Origin of the sequence: Embleya sp. NPDC127516 (genome assembly GCF_044765325.1) — a bacterium.
In the GTDB taxonomy this organism is placed as follows: domain Bacteria; phylum Actinomycetota; class Actinomycetes; order Streptomycetales; family Streptomycetaceae; genus Embleya.
The window spans coordinates 123,314-141,635 of record NZ_JBIWJT010000018.1 but is presented as its reverse complement, the minus strand read 5'-3'; the positions used below and the strand labels follow the sequence as shown (position 1 = coordinate 141,635).

Here is an 18,322-nt window from a genome sequence, read left to right as displayed (position 1 = left end):
CCACCGGAAAGGCAAGGGAAAAGATTCGACCCGTTCGGACCCCGGCCGGGATCAGCCGGTGGTGTCGCCGACCTCCGGCACCACGCCCGGCGCGGTGGTCGAGGTGATCAGCTTGCGGAGGGTGTCCTCCAGGTAGGCGTAGTCCGCCTCGATGTCCGCCGCCGACTGCCCGAACCGACCGCTGACCTCACTCGTGGCGAACCCGACCACCATCGTGCTCAACAGCCGCTCGGCCCGATTGACCTCGGTGATCGACAGGCCCGCGTCCAACAGCGCGGCGAACACCGCCTGCCGCACCCGATGCGCGCCCGGGGTGGCCGCCGAGCGGGTCAGCAGCAGCGGGAACACGTCGGGATGGCGCCGGGCGGAATCCCGGGCCGCCCGCCCGATCCGGGCCAGTCGTTCGTCCCACGGCAGTTCGGCGTCCGGCAATGGGAACTCGGAGAGCAACTCCTCGACGATGCCGTCGAGCAGGGCCGCCTTGTTCGCGATGTGCCCGTAGAGCGACATCGCCGTCACGCCGAGCCGGCGGGCCACCGCCTGAAGGGTCACGGCCTGCAGCCCCTGCTCGTCGGCCAGTTCGAGACTCACCCGAAGAATGGCGGAGCGGTCGATAGTGCGCGGGCGACCCATGGGCCTCAAGGTATCACCGCCGATCGGCGTGATCCGCCCACGGCGGCCCGGCGCCCAACGCGGCGGTGAGCCGGTGGTGGATGTCCCGCGCGCCGATCGAGGAGGTCGCCCGGCGCGGTGCCGGACCCGCCATCCGGCCGATCGGCACGACCAGCAGATGCGGCCCCGGAGCCGCCCGCGCGGCGGCCATCGCGGCGTCGATCCGCGCGCCGTCGGCGCACACCACCGCCGACGCGTACCCCGTCGCCCGCGCGATCGCCGCGAAGTCGGTGCCGGCGGACGTGGTGGCCTGCGCACCCGTCGACTCGTACACGCCGTTGTCCAACACCACGTGGATCAGCCCCGGTGGAGCCGCCGCGCCGATCGTGGACATCGTGCCCAGGTGCATCAGAGCCGCGCCGTCGCCGTCGAGCAGCACCACCTCGGTACCCGGCGGACGCAGCGCCAGACCCAGCGCGAAGGCCGACGCGTGCCCCATCGAGCCCTGCATGTAGAAGTGCGTCGGCGCGTCACCCGCCGCGAACAACTCGCGCGAGGTGTACCCGGTGGTGGCGACCACCGCGATTCCCCGCGTGTGGGCGGTGATCGCGCGCAGCGCCCGGGCCCGGGTGAGCGTGGGCCCCTCGGCGGACCCGTCCGCCGCCGCGCCCTCCGGCACCTCCACCGCGCCCTTCTCCACCAGCACGAACACGCAGTTCCCAGCCTCCAGTTCCTTGCCGGCCTCGGCCAACAGGGCGCGCAGCCCAACCGCGTCGGTGCCGCGCCGCAACGTGCAGTGGGCGACCCCGATCGCGTCCAACACCTCGTGCGTGGCCGCGCCCATCACCGCGTGCTGCGGTTCGTCTCCGGCCGGATCCGGCCACCCGCGCAGACTGGTGAACACCAACGCCGGGATGTCGTAGGTCATCAGCAGCGACGTCAACGGGTTGATCAGGTTGCCCAGCCCCGAGTTCTGCGCCACCACCGCGACCCGGGTGCCGGCGACCGCGGCCCCGGCCGCGATGGCCAGCGCCGCGCCCTCGTTCGCGGCCGGCACGTACCGGCCCTCGCGGGTGAACCGCGCGATGGGCGCGGAGAAGTACGAACACGGCACGCCCGTCACCAACTCCACGCCGAAGTCGGCCAGCGCGGCGCAGAAGTCGTCCGACCCGATCACCAGTCCAACGCCTTCCACGCATCCAGCCGTTGCAGCCGGAACACCTCCTGCACACTCGCGATCCGATCCTCCACCTCGACCGAGCTGCCCTCGCGGAAGATCGCGCCGTAGGTGTCGCGCAGCGAACTGACCGTGGCCCGCAGGCCCTGGTTGGCGTAGATGACCACCGAGACGCCGGCCGCGGCGGCCGCCTTCGCGTCCCAGTCCGGGTAGGTGGTGGGCACCACCACGACCGGCACCGCGCCGCTCCAGCCGTCCAGGAAACGGGTGATCTGCTCACTGGTGCGGATCTTGGAGTGCACGAGCACCGCGTCCGCGCCCGCGTCGGCGTAGGCCGAGCAGCGCTTGAGCGCCTCGTCCACGTCGAGTCCGCTGATCAACGCCTCGGTCCGGGCGATCAGGAAGAAGTCCGGGGTCTGCTGGGCGTTCTTGGCCACCTCGATCTTGCGCGCGAAGGTGTTGATGTCGAGCAGCGTGTGATCGACGGCGGCAAAGCTGTTGATCTTCGGGAACATCTTGTCCTCGACACACACCGCCGTGATGCCGCCGGCCTCGTACTCGTGCACCATGTGCGCGATGTTGAGATTGTTGCCGTACCCGGTGTCGCAATCGGCGACCACCGGGATGGACAGCGCCTTTTGCATGTTGACGGCGGCTTCGAGGTACTCGGTCATCCCGAGCAGACTGGCGTCCGGCAGGCACCGGGCCGCGGACACCTCCAGACTGGAGGACCACACGGCCTGGAAGCCGGCCTCCTGGGCCAACACCGCGCCCAGCGCGTCGTGCGCGCCGGCGACGCGCACCAGGTCGTGTTGATCGAGAACCGCCCGGAACGGCGCTGCGAGAGCAGTCCTGAGCACTGACGATCTCCTATCCGGTTCGAAGGGTCGGGCAGGGGGCGGGGGAGGAGCCGGGCGGGTCGGGCCGGCGGGTGCTCCGGGCGCGAACCGGCCTCATCGCATGACGAGCTTGTAGAAGTCGGTGGGATGCGCCTCGTCGCCGAGTTCGCCGAACATCAGCCGCTGACGTTCGGTCATCGAGGCCACCACCTCGGCGGGCATGCGGTGGAAGTCGAGCGGTCGGCACCACAGGTGCCCGTACCGGATGATCACCGAACGGCGGGTCCTGCCAGCGGAGTTCGGCGCCACCGCGTGCCACAGGTTGTACGGGAAGACCACCGCGTCGCCGGGCTCGGCCAGGATCTGCACCGCGTTCGGCGGCATCTCGCCGCGCCGCCAGTAGTCGTTGGGCTCGGGCAGGTAGCAGTCGTCGTCCAGCCGCTCCGGGCGGATGCGGTGACTACCGGGAATGACGGTGAAGTTCCCCGAGTCGGGCCGACTGACGTCGGTGAGGAAGTACTGCACCTTCAGTTGCAGTGCCCGGCTCGCCGGATCCAGCACGATCCCCATCAGCGAAGCGCCGCCGTCGGTGTGCCAGCCCTCCAACGGCGCGTCGCCGCCCTCGCGGACGAACGCCTCGCTGCCCAGCACGTGCAGATCCGGCCCGAGCAGTTCGACCAGGGTCGGCAACACGTTGGGATGGTCGACCAGTTCCAGCAGCGCCGGGCTCGCCGCGGCGGCGTTGCGCACCCGTACCGAATGTTCCTGGTCGTTGCGATAGCTGATGTGCGCGGTGCGCACCAGGTCCTGTTGCCGGACCGCGAAGTCGACGCCCGCCAAGGCGCGTTCCACGTCGGCGGCGGAAAGCGCCTTTCTGATGTGAATATAGCCGTTTTGATTCCACTGCTCGCGCAGGCTCCCGAGTATTCCCTCGGGTGATTCCCCCACCGGTGGGCCTCCGTTCGGTCGTGTTCGCGCATTGCCCTCAGCTTCACAGCCGTTTAGGACGGCGGCCAGTGTCGGTCCACCACGCCGGGCGTGTGTTCCGGGCGGGGTACCCATGCGAAACACATGATCCATATCCGCTTTCCGCATCTTTCCCGGTCTCTCCGCACGGGGACATCCGCGGATTCCCGCGTTGTAGCATCGGCGGATGGGCCCGGAATCGGGTCCCGGAACTTCTTCCAGCAGTCGCCATCACCATGCAGCAGTCGCGATCGAAGAGGGCCGTCTCTTGCCTCACGCCGCTCAGGTTCCGGTGAACTCCGTGGACTCCCGCGCTCTTCGCATTCCCACCGTGATCACGGTGGTGGTTCTCCTGAGTTGTCACGCGGCTTCGGTGCTGTCGTTGATCACATTCCCGGTCGCGGCCTGGCGAATGGCCGCCGCACTGGTCGCGGTCACCGCGGTCGCGGTGATCCAATGCGCGCATTCCCTGCCCGGCCGGCTGCGGTGGTTACCCCGCCCCGGCCACCGACTCCTGCTCTGCCAGGCGGTGTTGGCGCTGATTCCCTCGTTCGCTTGCCCGGGGGCCTGGACCGCCGCGCCCGGATTCCTGGCGGGCTCGCTGCTGCTGTTCCTGCCGCAGAAGCGCGCCTGGTGGGCGTTCGGCACGCTGATGATCGCCACCGGGGTGATGACGTTTCACCTGGCCGACGACTACGACGACGTGCCCTACGCGGTGGTGGCGAGCACCTCGACCGGGCTCGTGCTGTACGCGCTGATGCGCATCACCGAACTGCTCGCGGAAATGCACCGGTCCCGACTGGAGTTGGCCCGGCAGGCGATCGTGCGCGAGCAGCACCGGTTCGCCCGCGACCTGCACGATCTGCTCGGCTACAGCCTGGCCACCATCGGGGTCAAGACCTCGCTGGCCGCGCGCCTGCTCACGCACGACGTCGAGCAGGCGCGCACCGAGCTCGCGGAGATCGTGACCATCACCCAGCAGGCCGCCACCGACATGCGCGAAGTGGTGCACCGCTACCGGGGGATGTCGCTGGTCGCCGAGGTGGCCGCGGCCGAGTCGCTGCTCGCCTCGATCGGGGTGCGGGCCACCACCCGGATCGGCGTCGAGGCACTGAACGGGGCCACCGAGACGGTGCTGGCCACCGTGTTGCGCGAGGGGCTCGCCAACATGATGCGGCACAGTTCGGCCACCCAGTGCGTGATCAGCGCCGAACGCGACGGAGAATTCGTCCGGTTCGGGGTGGGCAACGACGGGGCCTGCGTCGTCCGCCCCCGGGGAACCGGCGCGGATCGTCAGGGCGGTACCGGGCTGGCCAGCCTGGCCGCGCGGGTCGAGGGCATCGGCGGGCGGTTGGACGTGGGTACCGACGGCGACGGCTGGTTCCGTCTGGTCGCGCTGGTTCCACTGGCTCCGGATCCCGCGGCGGCCGCCGACCGTGCGGTGCCCCCGGACCTCGCGGTGCCCGCCGACCTCGCGGTGCTCCCCGACCCCGCCGTGTTCGCCGAGGCCACCGCGCTTCCCGACCTCGCCGCGGTCGCCGACCCCACCGCGGTCCCCGACGCCGGCACGGTCCCCGACCCCACCGGGGAACCGTGCGAGCCGGCCCGAACTCCCGTCGCCGGCTGAGGCGCGAACGCGCTACGCGACCCGACGGGTCACAACCACCCCTCGTCCCGGGCGATCCGAATCGCGTCCACCCGGTTACGCGCGTTGAGCTTGGCCACCACCGAGTTCAGGTGGTTGCGCACGGTGCCCGCGCACACCCACATCTGGTCGGCGATGTCCGCGACCCGATTGCCGTCGGCCGCCGCGCGCAGCACCTGCAATTCGCGGGTGGTCAACCGCGAGGGACCACCGTCGATCGCGGCCAGCGCCACCGAGGCGTCGATCACCCGACCACCGGCGGCGATCTCGCGGATCGCGCCGCTGAACCGATCCGGGTCCGAGTTCTTGAGCAGGAACCCGGACACGTTCGCCGCCGCGGCGCGGCGCAGATGGCCCGGCGCGTTCATGCCGGTGAGGATCAGCGTGCGACATTCCGGCAGCGCCACGCGCAGCGCCGCGGCGGCCTCGATCCCGTCGATACCCGGCAGGCCGATGTCCAGCACCGCGACGTCCGGACGCACCGCGCGAGCGCGCGGCACCACGTCGGTACCGGACTCGACTTCGGCGACCACGTCGATGTCCGGCTCCAGACTCAACAATGACACCAGCGCCCTGCGCAGTAATTTCATGTCCTCGGCAATCAGGACCTTGATCAAGGACTCCCCCTCATCCCGAATCCCGACACCGATCTCCCCGGCGTCGAAGTTCGTCGGTGATCCCCCCGTATCAAGATGCCGATTATGCAGGAGGAGTTCGGCGGCCCAATAGAGCAAATTGCACACGGATCGAACGCCGACGAACGAACCCGATCGCCGACCGCGTCCGAACACCGGCGCGGGGCCGCTCCGAGCACGCCGCGGGCCTCCGCGCGACGCCGTACACGAGAAAACGGGCGGACCCGGGTCGGCAACTCGCCGATACCCGGATCCGCCCGTTCCTCGTCGCGGCGCCGCGCGGACGCGGCGGCTCCCCCGTCACATCGTCCGCCTCGCGACCGCGCGCACGCGGGAGCGTGTGCGTACGCGCGTCACGCGCGCGGCTCCCCGACCGAGCCGGAGAGGCCGAGCCGGAACACCTCTCCGGCTCAGCCGGAGAACTCCTCCAGCGCCTTGTTCGCCTCGGCCAGCCACTCCGCGCGCGCCGCGATCGACTCCTCGGCCTCGCGCACCTTGCGCTCGTTCCCGGCCGCCCGGGCCTTCTCCGCCTGCTGGGTCAGCTTGTCGATGGACGCCTGGATCTGGTCCACCGCCGCCTGCGCCCGCGCCCGCGCCTCCGGGTTGGTGCGCTTCCACAACTCTTCCTCGGCCTCGCGGATCGCCCGCTCCACGCTCTGCAGCCGGGCCTCCATTTTCGGCCGGGCGTCGCGCGGGACGTGGCCGATGGCCTCCCAGCGATCGTTGATCGAGCGCAGCGCCGCCCGCGCCGCCTTGACGTCGGTCACCGGCACGATCGTCTCGGCCTCCACGAGCAGCACCTCCTTCGCGGCCTGGTTCTCCCGCTGCTCGGAGTCGCGCTCGGCGAACACCTCGCTGCGGGCCGCGAAGAACACGTCCTGCGCGGCCCGGAAGCGCTGCCACAGCTCTTCCTCGACATCGCGCTGGGCCCGGCCCGCGGCCTTCCAGTCGTTCATCAGATCGCGGTAGCGCGCCGCGGTGTCGGTCCAGTCGGTGGACGTGGACAGCGCCTCGGCCGCCTCGACCAGCTTCTCCTTGACCCGCTTGGCACTGTCGCGCTGACCGTCCAGCTCCGCGAAGTGCGCCTTGCGGCGCTTGGCGAAATTGGACCGGGCCTGCGAGAACCGGTGCCACAGCTCGTCGTCCGCCTTGCGGTCCAGCCGCGGCACGGCCTTCCAGGCGTCCACCAGCGCGCGCAGCCGCTCGCCGGCCGGCCGCCAATCGGTGCTCTGGCCCAGCTGCTCGGCCTCCGCGACGATCCGCTCCTTGGCGCCCTGCGCCTCCTCCTGCGCCTTGGCGCGGGTTGCCTTGCGCTCCTCGCGCTTGGAGTCCACCACGGTCACCAACGCGTCCAGGCGCTTGACGAGCGATTCGAGATCGCCGACCGCGTTCGCGTCGACGATGCTCGCGCGCAGGCGCTCGATCGCGTGGTGGGCGTCCTTGGGAGCGAGGTCGGTGGTCCGTACCCGCCGCGCGAGCAACTCCACCTCGACGGCGAGCCCCTCGTACTTGCGCCGGAAGTAGGCCAGGGCCTCGTCCGGGGAACCCGCCTGCCACGAACCGACGGAGCGCTCACCGTCCGCCGTCTTGACAAAGACGTTTCCCTGCTCGTCCACGCGGCCCCACGGGTCGCTGCTCACAGCGGCCTCCTTCGATGCTGAATGCGGCGCACTTTACACAGGACCCCGGGGCACGGGCCGGGCCGTGCCCCGGGAGTCGCCGTGGAACATGCGTCCGGTCGGTTGCTACTTGGCCACGGTCACGCTGTCGAGGACGACGTTCTCGCGCGGCGCGCCGTCCGAGCCGCCGTCCTCGGTGCCCGCGGCGGCGATCTTCGCCAGGACGTCCATCCCGGCCGTGACCTTGCCGAACGGGGTGTAGTTCGGCGGAAGCTTGCTGTCCGCGGTGACCAGGAAGAACTGGCTTCCGTTGGTGCCCGGGCCCGAGTTCGCCATCGCCACGGTGCCCGCCGGGTAGGCGGCCGAGCCGTCCGGGCCCGCCGTACCCAGATTCTCGTCCACGAACTTGTAGCCGGGCCCACCTGTGCCGGTGCCCGTCGGGTCGCCGCACTGGAGCACGGCCAGACCACCCGTGGTCAACCGGTGGCACTTGGTGTGGTCGAAGAACTTCTTGCCCGCCAGGAACGCGAACGAGTTCACTGTGTGCGGCGCCTTCTTCGCCTCCAGCGCGACCTTCACCTCGCCACACGTGGTCTTGAGGGTCATCGTGTACGCCGCGTTCGTGTCGATCGACATCGCCGGCTCGGTGGGGAACTGCTCCTTGGTCGGTTCACCCGGAGCCGGCGCCGCGCACGTCTTCGGCTTGGGCTCGGGAGCCGGCGACTGCGGGGCCGAGGGCTGCGTGGACGGCGTGTCCGACGCGTTCGTCGTCTTCTTGTCGTCGTCATCACCCGCCGCCACCGCGAGCCAGGCGCCGCCACCGGCCACGACGACCACCGCGGCGACCGCGGCGATGACCTGGTTGCGCCTGCGCCGACGTGCCTGCGCGGTTCCGCGTCGCTCCTGCTGGCGCTCGAACTTCTCGCGCGCGAGCTGCCGCTGGCGCTGCTGTTTGGTGACCACCGCGTGCTCTCCTGGATTCGAACGGACTCGATGTGGATGGACTCGACCCGGGACACCCGACCAGCGGGCGAGGGCTCCCGGCGCCGGAACCGGAAACCGGCGGCCGTGACGGGATCCGTGCACCGGCCCCGACCTGCGGTGATCCCACAGGCCCGGAACCGACCGCAGCTCGCGCACAGTCTAGGCACGCACCCCCTGAACCGGTTCGCGATCCGCCCCCGCGCGCCGGTAGTCTCGTACCTGATTCCCACGTCCGCCGCATACTTCCGTGCTTGCCCCGCCGCCGGAAGACCCCGAGACCGAGAGGACGAACGTGATCGTCGCCGGGTTCCCCGCAGGGTCCTTCCAGACCAACTGTTACGTGGTCGCCCCTGCCGCCGGCGAGGAATGCGTCATCGTCGACCCCGGGCAGGACGCCTTCGACGGCGTACAGGACATCATCCGCGAACACCGGCTGCGCCCGGTGGCCGTCGTACTGACCCACGGGCACATCGATCACATGTTCTCCGTGGTGCCGGTCTGCGCCGAGCACAAGGTGCCCGCGTGGATCCACCCCGACGACCGCGACCTGCTCTCCGACCCGGCCAAGGGCCTGTCGCTGGGCGTGGGGCAACAACTGTTCGGCGGGATGACCTTCACCGAACCCGAGGACGTGCGCCTGCTCACCGACGGCGCCGTGCTCGACCTCGCCGGCCTCGAACTGACGGTCCATCATGCGCCCGGCCATACACAGGGGTCGGTGGCGTTCGGCACCCAGGGAAGCGCGGACATCCCGCCCATCCTGTACTCGGGTGACCTGCTCTTCGCCGGCTCCATCGGACGCACCGACCTGCCCGGCGGCGACCACGCGCAGATGCTGCGCTCGCTGTCCCGGGTGTGTCTGCCCCTGCCGGACGAGACCGTCGTGCTGTCCGGCCACGGCCCCCAGACGACGATCGGCCGCGAGCGCGCGAGCAACCCTTATCTGCAAGAGCTGACGCCGCCCGCGGGACCGCACCGAGGAATGTGACGGATTTTCATACCGTGAGTACCTTCAACGCCCCCAAGGGCACCTTCGACATGCTTCCGCCGTACTCGGAGACGTTCAACCGGATCCGGATCCAGTTCGGCCTGGAGCTGCGCGACGCGGGTTTCCAGTACATCGAGACCCCCACCTTCGAGGAGACCGGCCTCTTCCTGCGCGGCGTCGGCGAGTCCACCGACATCGTGACCAAGGAGATGTACACCTTCGAGGACCGCGGCGGCCGCTCGCTGACGCTGCGCCCCGAGGGCACCGCGGCCGTGATGCGCTCGGTACTCCAGCACAACCTGTACGCCGGCCGGCTGCCGGTCAAGCTGTGGTACTTCGGCTCGTACTACCGCTACGAGCGCCCCCAGGCGGGCCGCACCCGCCAGTTCACCCAGGTCGGTGCCGAGGCGATCGGCAGCGACGACCCGCTGGTCGACGTCGAGATGATCGCGCTCGCCGCCGAGGGCTTCACGAAGCTGGGCCTGCGCGACTTCCGGTTGCTGCTCAACTCGCTCGGCTGCCGCGAGTGCCGTCCGGTCTACCGGACCAAGCTCCAGGAGTTCCTGCGCGCGCTCGACCTGGACGCGGAGACGCACGCGCGGATCGAGATCAACCCGCTGCGCGTGCTCGACGACAAGCGCCCCGAGGTGCAGGCGCTGATCGCCGACGCCCCGCTGATCACCGACCACCTGTGCCAGGCGTGCGCCGAACACCACACGTTCGTCCGCGGCATGCTCGACGAGCTGGAGATCTCCTACGAGGACACGCCCCGGCTGGTCCGCGGGCTGGACTACTACAACCGGACCACGTTCGAGTTCGTGCACGACGGCCTCGGCGCGCAGTCGGCGATCGGCGGCGGCGGGCGCTACGACGGCCTCTCCGAGGACCTCGGCGGCCCCGACCTGCCCTCGGTGGGCTGGGCGCTGGGCATCGGCCGCACGATGCTCGCGATGGAGGCCGAGGGCCAGACCGTGGAGACCCCGGCCGACTGCGACGTCTACGGCGTCGCGATCGGCGACGCGGCCCGCCGCGCGGTGTTCGGCATGATCACCCAGCTGCGGATCGAGGACATCCCCGCCGACATGGCCTTCGGCGGGAAGAAGCTCAAGGGCGCCATGAAGGCCGCGTCGCAATCCGGCGCCCGCTACGCCATCGTCGTCGGCGACCGCGACCTCACCGAGGGCGTCGCCCAGATCAAGGACCTGTCGAACGGGGACCAGACCCCGGTCCCGCTCGACCAGGTCGTCACCGTCTTGAAGGAGAAGCTTCAGTGATCCGCACCCATGACGCCGGGACGCTCCGCGCCGAGCACGCCGGCCACACCGTGACGCTCGCCGGGTGGGTCGCCCGGCGGCGCGACCACGGCGGCGTGGCGTTCGTGGACCTGCGGGACGCGTCGGGCACCGTACAGGTGGTCTTCCGCGACCTGGAGACCGTGCACAACCTCCGCTCCGAGTTCTGCGTGCGGATCACCGGCGACGTGCGGGTGCGCCCCGACGGCAACGAGAACACCGAGATCCCCACCGGTGCGATCGAGGTCGTCGTGGACGACTTCGAGATCCTCTCCGAGGCGGCCCCGCTGCCGTTCCCGATCGAGGAGTACACGCCGGGCACGGTCAACGAGGAGGTGCGGCTCAAGCACCGTTACCTCGACCTGCGGCGCGCGCCGATGGCCCGCAACCTGCGGCTGCGCTCCAAGGTCACCCGGGTGATCCGCGAGGTGATGGAGGACCACGACTTCCTCGACATCGAGACGCCGTACCTGACCCGGTCCACGCCCGAGGGCGCCCGCGACTTCCTGGTGCCGGTGCGGCTCCAGCCGGGTTCGTGGTACGCGCTGCCGCAGTCGCCGCAGCTGTTCAAGCAGCTGCTCATGGTCGCCGGCATGGAGCGCTACTACCAGATCGCGCGCTGTTTCCGGGACGAGGACTTCCGGGCCGACCGGCAGCCCGAGTTCACCCAGTTGGACGTCGAGATGTCCTTCTGCGACGCCGAGGACATCCTGGCGCTGACCGAGAAGCTGATCGCGCGCGTGTGGCGCGAGGTGCACGGCGTGGAGATCCCGCTGCCGCTGCCCCGACTGGCCTACGCCGAGGCGATGGCGCGCTACGGCTCGGACAAGCCGGACACCCGCTTCGGCTGCGAACTGGTCGACCTGACGGCCTACTTCGAGGGCACCTCGTTCCGGGTGTTCCAGGCCGAGTTCACCGGCGCGGTGGTGATGCCCGGCGGCGCCGCGCAGACCCGCAAGGAGCTCGACGGCTGGCAGGACTGGGCCAAGGCGCGCGGCGCGCGCGGGCTCGCGTACGTGCTGGTGGACGCGGAGACCGGCGAACTGCGCGGCCCGGTGGCCAAGAACCTGTCCGAGGAGCACCTGGCCGGCCTGGTCGAGGCGACCGGCGCGGCCAAGGGCGACTGCATCTTCTTCGCGGCGGGTCGGCGTACGGCCTCGCTGGAACTGCTGGGCGCGGCCCGGCTGGAGATCGCGCGTCGGGGTTCGCTGATCGACGAGTCGCGGTGGAACTTCCTCTGGGTCGTCGACTTCCCGATGTTCGAGCCGATCGAGGACGCGGCCGGCAACCACCAGGGCTGGCACGCGATCCACCACCCCTTCACCGCGCCGACCGCGGAGTGGCTCGACGGGTTCGACAAGAATCCGGGCGAGGCGCTGTCGAACGCGTACGACATCGTGCTGAACGGGACCGAGATCGGTGGCGGTTCGATCCGTATCCACCGTCGGGACGTGCAGGAGCGGGCGTTCGCGGCGATCGGGATGTCGGAGGAGGAGGCGCAGTCGCAGTTCGGGTTCCTGCTGGACGCGTTCGCGTACGGGCCGCCGCCGCACGGCGGGATCGCGCTCGGTCTCGACCGGTTGGTGGCGCTTTTGGGCGGAACCGAGTCCATTCGGGACGTGATTGCTTTCCCGAAGACCGCTTCCGGTGGCGACCCGTTGACCGGGGCTCCGTCGCCGATCACGGTGCAGCAGCGGCGTGAGGCGGGGATCGACGCGAAGCCGAAGGCCAAGTCGGACTCCGGTGACGGTGTCCCGAGCGAGGGTGCGGAGAAGGCGTAACCGCCGGCGGGTGGATGTCGTCGGGACGGTGGGCGTGCGAGTGGCCCCGCCCTCCGGCATGCTCCGTGCGGGGATGGTCCGGCGATGACGTCTCGGATCCTGTCCGCCCTCCCGTCGGCCCCGCACGTGCGGGGATCAGGGCGGTCGAGCCAATGGCTCGGCCGCCCTTCGGCGTTGCCGGACTTTGTCGACTCGTGGGGTAGCCGAAACGCTTCTGCACAGGGTCGGAGCGCACGGACCCGGGTCTGCCTACCTTGGAAGTCGAGCCGGTGCCGCACCGGTTCGGATGACCTCGGGGAGGCCGACATGGCGGTGGATTTGACGAAGCGGCGGGTGCCGGCGGAGTACGTGACGCGGTCCGTCGTGCAGGGGCGCGGCTGGACGCAGGGCGCCATCGCACGATTCCTGGCCGAGCCGGACGGGACGGTGGCCAACATGCGATATCGCGGGTCGCCGCCGACCCGGTTGTACGCGATGGCGCGGGTGCGGGCGATCGAGGGCACGCGCGAGTGGCAGGAGTGGTACTTCGCGTCGCGCCGACGGCGGGCCGCGACGGCGGAGCGGGGGAGCGGGGCCGGGGGCGTCGTGCGGGGTGGCTTGTCGGCACGGACGGCCGGCGTGGGCGGTGGAACACGCGGAGGTGGTGGGCCCGTTGCGCCCGGCGGCGGTGACGCCGGTGGGGGCGTCGCGGGCGGCGCGGATGTCGGAGCCGAGCGGGATGCTGGGGTGGGCCGGGTTTCGGGCTCGAAAGGGGAGGTCGCATGAGCCACACCGTGCACATCAATCCGCTGCGCTGGTTCACCGATGGCGAGGGTGGCCTGGAGTTCGTCGAGTCGTTCGGCACGCCGGTGCCGGCCGACCTGCTGGAGGAGGCACGTGCCGTGTCCTACCCGGGAGTCGGCGAGGTACTGGCCGTGTTGCGGGGCGAAGGGCTGTCCGCGCGCTGTTGGTTCACCCTGTGGGTGGACGGCGCGGAGGTGCCGAACCCGTTGCCGGAGCGACCCGGAGCGGGTGACGGCGACCACCTGGGCGGGTTCGCGGTCGCGGTCGCGGGCGAGCGGAAACGCATCGGGGCCGACGAGCCGGTGTCCGGATTGACCTTCCGGGCCCCGGGACCGGGCGCGGCGGAACGGGCGGTGGTGGCGCTGGCCGAGGCGTTCGGGCCGCAGGTGATGTGGGCCGGCGACATCGGTGATGTCGTGGTGGTGCCGCCCGGGCTGACGCCGGACGGGTTGCGGAAGCTACGGGTGGGCTGCGACATGGCCGATTCCTGAGGGATCTGCCCCTGTTCGTGGGGGCGGGCGATCTGGGAGCGTAGGCCGGTGAAGCCCCCGGGAGGGGGCGGCCACCCGACTCGTTCGACTGCTGGGAGCCCTCGCCATGCCCTTCTCGCTGTTCGGTCGCAAGAAGTCGAACCCGGACTCCTCGACGGCCGCCGCACCGCCCGCCGCCGCACCCCCGGCCACCGTGCGCAGCGGGAGCGGCTCGGCGGTCTCGCTGGCCAAGATCGAGCGCTCCGCACCCGGGTTGGTCAGCCTGTACAAGGCGGCCGGGGTGAGCCTGGAGAAGAACCGGCTCGCGGGTGTGCGCGCCGCCGTCTACCTCGTGCTCGACCGCTCCGGCAGCATGGCGCCGTTCTACAAGAACGGCAGCGTACAGGCGCTCGCCGACCGGGTGTTGGCCGCTGCCGCGCACTTCGACGACGACGGCTCGGTGCCGGTGATCTTCTTCGACACGAAGGCGCACGAGGCCGAGGAGATCTCGCTGGACAACTACGGCGGCCGGATCGCAGCGCTGCACAAGAAGCTGGGCCACATGGGCACCACGGACTACGTGTCGGCGATGGAAGCGGTGATCGCGCACTACCGGTCGTGCGGGGCGACCGATCCGGCCTTCGTGATCTTCCAGACGGACGGCGCGCCGAACAACGCGAAGGCCGCCGAGAAGGCGATCTGCCAGGCGGCCGGGCTGCCGATCTTCTGGCAGTTCATCGGCTTCGGCCGGGACGAGTTCCGCTTCCTGCACCGCTTGGACGACCTGCCCGCGCCCAAGCACCGCGTGGTCGACAACGCGGGCTTCTTCGAGGCGGGCGCGGACCCGAGGCGCATGCCCGACGCCGAACTCTTCGACAACCTGATGAACGAATTCCCCGAATGGCTCCAGACGGCCAAGGCGGCCGGGGTACTGCGCTGACCCGAGCCCTTCGGGGGAGGTGAGCCGCACGGGCGATGGGGGCTGCGTCCGCGCGGTTGGGCTGGGCTGGGCGGGTCGGCGGAGATCGTGTGGCGGTGGTGCGGGGCGCGGTGTCGCTTCGTGGTCTCGGGCGGTGAGGCGCGATGCTGCCTGGTGGGTGCGCCGGTTGTTTTTTGGTGCCGCGCCTGGCTCGGCGAAGGCGCATGGCCGGCGGTTGGGCGCTCCGGGTGGCGTCCCGCGTCGGCCGGTCGGGGGTCGTCGGCGCGGTGGCGTGTGGTGTGGTGTCGAGTCGTGGGGCCGTGGTATCGGGCGGCGAGGCGCAATGCTGCCCGGCGGGCGCGCTGACTGTCTCGTGAGTGCTTGGCGCTTGGTGCGCCGCGTTCCGCCCGGCGACGGCGCGTCGTTGTGGGTGCGGGTGGGGCCGGTCGGCGGGCGCTTGGGGCCGTGTCCCGGGACGGTTGGATGCCGGTGCTGCGCGGGTGCGGTGTCGAGTGGCGGGGCCAGGGGCTCGGGCGGCAGGGCGCAGTGCCGCCCGACGAGATTGCCTACCGCTCGTTGCTGCGCCGCCTCCCGCTCGGCGACGGCGCGTTGTGTGCGAGAGCGGTCGGGTGGGGGCTCCGGGCCGTGTCCCTGGCCGGTCCAGAGTCGGCGGCAGTGGCGCGGGGCGCGGTGTCGTGTGGTGGTCCCGAGTCGGGGCGGTGGTGTCGGGCGGCGGGCACGGGGCTGTTCGGTGGGTGCGCTCCGCCGCCTGTTGGTGTGCCGACCGTCTCCTGGTGCGCCGTTTACTCGTTCGGCGGCGGCGGTGCGCCGTTTCTCGTTCGGCGGCGGCGGCGTGTCGTGGGGAGTGCGGTGGGGCGGTCGGTGGGGGCTCCGGGGCGTGCGGTGGGGAGCTCCCGGGACGGTCGGGCGTCGGGGGTGGGGGTTAGGGTCGGGGAGTGGATTCCGATCTCTTTACCGCTGCCGCCGAGGCCCGGCAGGCCAAGGACCCCTCGCTCGCGCCGCTTGCCGTGCGGATGCGACCGCGCGATCTGGACGAGGTGCTCGGTCAGCGGCATTTGTTGGGTGAGGGATCGCCGCTGCGCCGGTTGGTGTCGTCGGAGAGCCGGGTCACCGCGCCGTCCTCGGTGATCCTGTGGGGGCCGCCCGGCACCGGCAAGACCACGCTCGCCTACGTGGTCAGCCACGTCACCAAGCAGCGTTTCGTGGAGTTGTCCGCGATCACGGCGGGCGTCAAGGAAGTACGCGCGGTGATCGAGGACGCGCGGCGGCAGGCGGGTGCCCAGGGGCGCGACACGGTGCTGTTCCTGGACGAGATCCACCGCTTCTCCAAGGCCCAGCAGGACTCGTTGCTGCCCGCCGTGGAGAACCGCTGGGTGACCCTGATCGCGGCGACCACCGAGAACCCGTACTTCTCGATCATCAGCCCGCTGCTCTCCCGCTCGTTGTTGCTGACCCTGGAGTCGTTGACCGACGACGACCTGCGCGAGGTGGTGCACCGCGCACTCGCCGACGAGCGCGGGCTCAAGGGCACGCTCACCCTCGACCCGGACGCCGAGGAGCACCTGCTGCGCATCGCGGGTGGCGACGCGCGACGGATCCTGACCGCGCTGGAGGCGGGCGCGGGATCGGCGGCGGACAAGGGCGAGGACACGATCACGCTGGCCACGCTGGAGAGCGCGGTGGATCGCGCGGCGGTGCGGTACGACCGGGACGGGGACCAGCACTACGACGTGGCGAGCGCCTTGATCAAGTCGATCCGGGGCTCCGACGTGGACGCGGCGCTGCACTACCTCGCGCGGATGATCGACGCGGGGGAGGACCCGCGCTTCATCGCCCGGCGGTTGATGATCTCGGCGAGCGAGGACATCGGGATGGCCGACCCCACCGCCCTCCAGGTGGCGGTGGCCGCCGCGCAGGCGGTCGCGCTGATCGGCTTCCCCGAGGCGCGGATCACGCTGTCCCAGGCGGCGATCCACCTGGCCCTGGCACCGAAGTCGAACGCGGCGTACCTGGCGATCGACGCCGCGCTCGCCGACGTCCGCAAGGGCCTGGCCGGTCCGGTACCGCCGCACCTGCGCGACGGCCACTACAAGGGCGCCGCCAAACTCGGCCACGCCCAGGGGTACGTCTATCCCCACGACGTCCCCGGCGGCGTGGCCGCGCAGCAGTACGCCCCCGACGCCATCCACGGCCGTACCTACTACGAGCCCACCCGCCACGGCGCCGAGGCCCGCTACGCCGACATCGCCACCTGGACCAGATCCCGCCTCTCCGGCACCACCACCCCCACCACCGAATAGCCCCGCCGAACCCGCCAACCCCGAAGTTCCCCCGAGCACCCGAAGGCGTGACCGACCCAGCGGCGACATCAGCACGTCCGGGCCGCGGCAAGGGCGCCCGATCGGCAGGGTGGTGAGGGCTGCGGGGCGGGGCGTCCTGTCGGCTCGGGTGCCCGGTGGGTCGGTTCGGCCGCGCGACGTGTGCGGCGCTGCCGTTGCCGCTGCGTGTGTACGCGCCGCGCCGCTCGCGTCTCGGCTTCGCCGTGTTCCGGGCCGTAACCCCGCTACGTGCGAGGACGTTCGTGCCGCGTGCCGCGTGCCGCGTGCCGCGTGCCGCGTGCCGCGTGCCGCGTGCCGCGTGCCGCGTGCCGCGTGCCGCGTTGTGTGGTGGGTGGTGGGTGTCGCTGTGCGGCCTCGTCGGGTCCGCCGTCGTGTTCGGCTTCGCCTGCGTCGGTTCGCCGGGACATCGTTGCCTGATCCCCGTCGCGGTGTGCTCGTGCGCCACGCGTCAGCCCGCCGTACCCCCGACCCGCTGGGTGCCCGTTTCGCAGTGCCTCCGCCCTGCCATGTGATGGGCCCACTTTCGTGTGCCCATGTGCAGCCCGCCGCGTCCTGGCCTGTCCCGGTGACCCCGGCCGCTGCCGCGTGAGCGGATGCGCCCGCCTCGCCGGCTCTCGCCCCGTCCGATGGTGCGTGAGTGCATGCGCCGGCCTCGCCTCTCGGTGCTCGTCCGGTCATGGCATCGGCCCGCCTCCGTGCGCGCCCATCCGCCCTGCCCGGCCGCCCTCGCCGTTGCCCGGTGAGTGGATGTGCCCGCCCCGCGATACCCCCGCCCGTCCCTTTTCTCTGTGCCGGTCCGCCGCGATCCGGCCTGCCCTGCCCGCCCTCGACTTGCTGCCGTGTGGGGGCGTGGGCCGCCCGGGCGTATCTCCGGCCGGCAGTGGGATCGGCCCACCTTCGTCAGTCGGTCCGCCCCGCCATGTCCCCTGCCCCTGGTGCCCCACCCCGCCATGCCCCGCAGGCCCCACCCCGCCATGCCCCGCAGGCCCCGCCCCGTCGTGCCCCGCCGGCCCTCGACTTGCTGCCGTGTGGGGGCGTGGGGCGCCCGGGCGTATCTCCGGCCGGCAGTGGGATCGGCCCACCTTCGTGAGTCGGTTCGCCCCGCCATGTCCCCTGCCCCTGGTGCCCCACCTCGCCATGCCCCGCAGGCGCCGCCTCGTCGTGCCCCGCCGGCCCTCGACTTGCTGCCGTGTGGGGGCGTGGGGCGCCCGGGCGTATCTCCGGCCGGCAGTGGGATCGGCCCACCTTCGTG

General features: G+C 71.4%; 14 protein-coding genes. 7 read left to right on the top strand and 7 right to left on the bottom strand.

All coding sequences use genetic code 11. From position 1 onward, the window contains the following. Window positions 1–51 precede the first annotated feature (51 nt). The 4 genes from ACIRL2_RS31770 to ACIRL2_RS31755 form a co-directional block, all read right to left on the bottom strand. Complete coding sequence (locus ACIRL2_RS31770; protein ID WP_395871956.1) at window positions 52–633, bottom strand: TetR/AcrR family transcriptional regulator; 582 nt, start codon at window positions 631–633, stop codon at window positions 52–54. Window positions 634–646: 13 nt separating this feature from the next. Continuing rightward, a complete protein-coding gene (aepY, locus tag ACIRL2_RS31765; RefSeq protein ID WP_402236609.1) occupies window positions 647–1,807 on the bottom strand; it encodes a phosphonopyruvate decarboxylase in 1,161 nt (386 codons plus the stop codon). Further along, the gene (locus tag ACIRL2_RS31760) at window positions 1,786–2,649 is read right to left on the bottom strand and encodes an isocitrate lyase/phosphoenolpyruvate mutase family protein (protein WP_395871952.1); all 864 of its coding nucleotides are present in this window, start codon (window positions 2,647–2,649) and stop codon (window positions 1,786–1,788) included. The genes aepY and ACIRL2_RS31760 overlap by 22 nt, the downstream gene beginning before the upstream one ends. Window positions 2,650–2,742: 93 nt before the next feature. Beyond that, entirely contained in the window at window positions 2,743–3,576 is an 834-nt protein-coding gene (locus ACIRL2_RS31755; protein WP_402236606.1) for a phytanoyl-CoA dioxygenase family protein, read from the bottom strand. Window positions 3,577–3,934: 358 nt separating this feature from the next. On the opposite strand from ACIRL2_RS31755, the gene ACIRL2_RS31750 reads away from it, so the two are divergent. Then, window positions 3,935–5,221, top strand: a complete 1,287-nt coding sequence (locus tag ACIRL2_RS31750; protein ID WP_402236603.1) for a sensor histidine kinase — start codon at window positions 3,935–3,937, stop codon at window positions 5,219–5,221. Window positions 5,222–5,250: 29 nt separating this feature from the next. Here the strand turns inward: ACIRL2_RS31750 and ACIRL2_RS31745 are convergent, their stop codons facing one another. From ACIRL2_RS31745 to ACIRL2_RS31735, 3 genes are all read right to left on the bottom strand, one after another. Then, window positions 5,251–5,856: a DNA-binding response regulator gene (locus tag ACIRL2_RS31745; RefSeq protein WP_395871946.1), complete on the bottom strand. Its 606-nt coding sequence runs from the start codon at window positions 5,854–5,856 to the stop codon at window positions 5,251–5,253. A gap of 428 nt (window positions 5,857–6,284) precedes the next feature. After that, window positions 6,285–7,514 (bottom strand): DUF349 domain-containing protein, encoded by a 1,230-nt coding sequence (locus tag ACIRL2_RS31740; RefSeq protein WP_395871944.1) that lies wholly within the window; start codon window positions 7,512–7,514, stop codon window positions 6,285–6,287. Window positions 7,515–7,619: 105 nt separating this feature from the next. Continuing rightward, a complete protein-coding gene (locus ACIRL2_RS31735; protein WP_395871942.1) occupies window positions 7,620–8,456 on the bottom strand; it encodes a peptidylprolyl isomerase in 837 nt (278 codons plus the stop codon). A 313-nt stretch (window positions 8,457–8,769) separates the two neighbouring features. On the opposite strand from ACIRL2_RS31735, the gene ACIRL2_RS31730 reads away from it, so the two are divergent. The 6 genes from ACIRL2_RS31730 (at window position 8,770) to ACIRL2_RS31705 (ending at window position 17,031) form a co-directional block, all read left to right on the top strand. Then, the gene (locus ACIRL2_RS31730) at window positions 8,770–9,465 is read left to right on the top strand and encodes an MBL fold metallo-hydrolase (protein WP_395871940.1); all 696 of its coding nucleotides are present in this window, start codon (window positions 8,770–8,772) and stop codon (window positions 9,463–9,465) included. 14 nt (window positions 9,466–9,479) lie between these two features. Further along, window positions 9,480–10,739 carry a histidine--tRNA ligase gene (hisS, locus tag ACIRL2_RS31725; protein WP_395871938.1) on the top strand — a complete coding sequence of 420 codons (1,260 nt, stop codon included), beginning with the start codon at window positions 9,480–9,482 and terminating at the stop codon, window positions 10,737–10,739. Next, window positions 10,736–12,538, top strand: a complete 1,803-nt coding sequence (gene aspS / locus ACIRL2_RS31720; protein ID WP_402236597.1) for an aspartate--tRNA ligase — start codon at window positions 10,736–10,738, stop codon at window positions 12,536–12,538. Before hisS ends, aspS begins: the two co-directional genes overlap by 4 nt. Window positions 12,539–13,299: 761 nt before the next feature. After that, window positions 13,300–13,812, top strand: coding sequence for a hypothetical protein (locus ACIRL2_RS31715; protein ID WP_395871935.1), 513 nt, complete (start codon window positions 13,300–13,302; stop codon window positions 13,810–13,812). 106 nt (window positions 13,813–13,918) lie between these two features. Continuing rightward, on the top strand, window positions 13,919–14,731 hold the full coding sequence (locus ACIRL2_RS31710) for a vWA domain-containing protein (protein ID WP_395871933.1): 813 nt from the start codon (window positions 13,919–13,921) through the stop codon (window positions 14,729–14,731). Window positions 14,732–15,666: 935 nt separating this feature from the next. Continuing rightward, complete coding sequence (locus ACIRL2_RS31705; RefSeq protein WP_402236594.1) at window positions 15,667–17,031, top strand: replication-associated recombination protein A; 1,365 nt, start codon at window positions 15,667–15,669, stop codon at window positions 17,029–17,031. Window positions 17,032–18,322 lie beyond the last annotated feature (1,291 nt).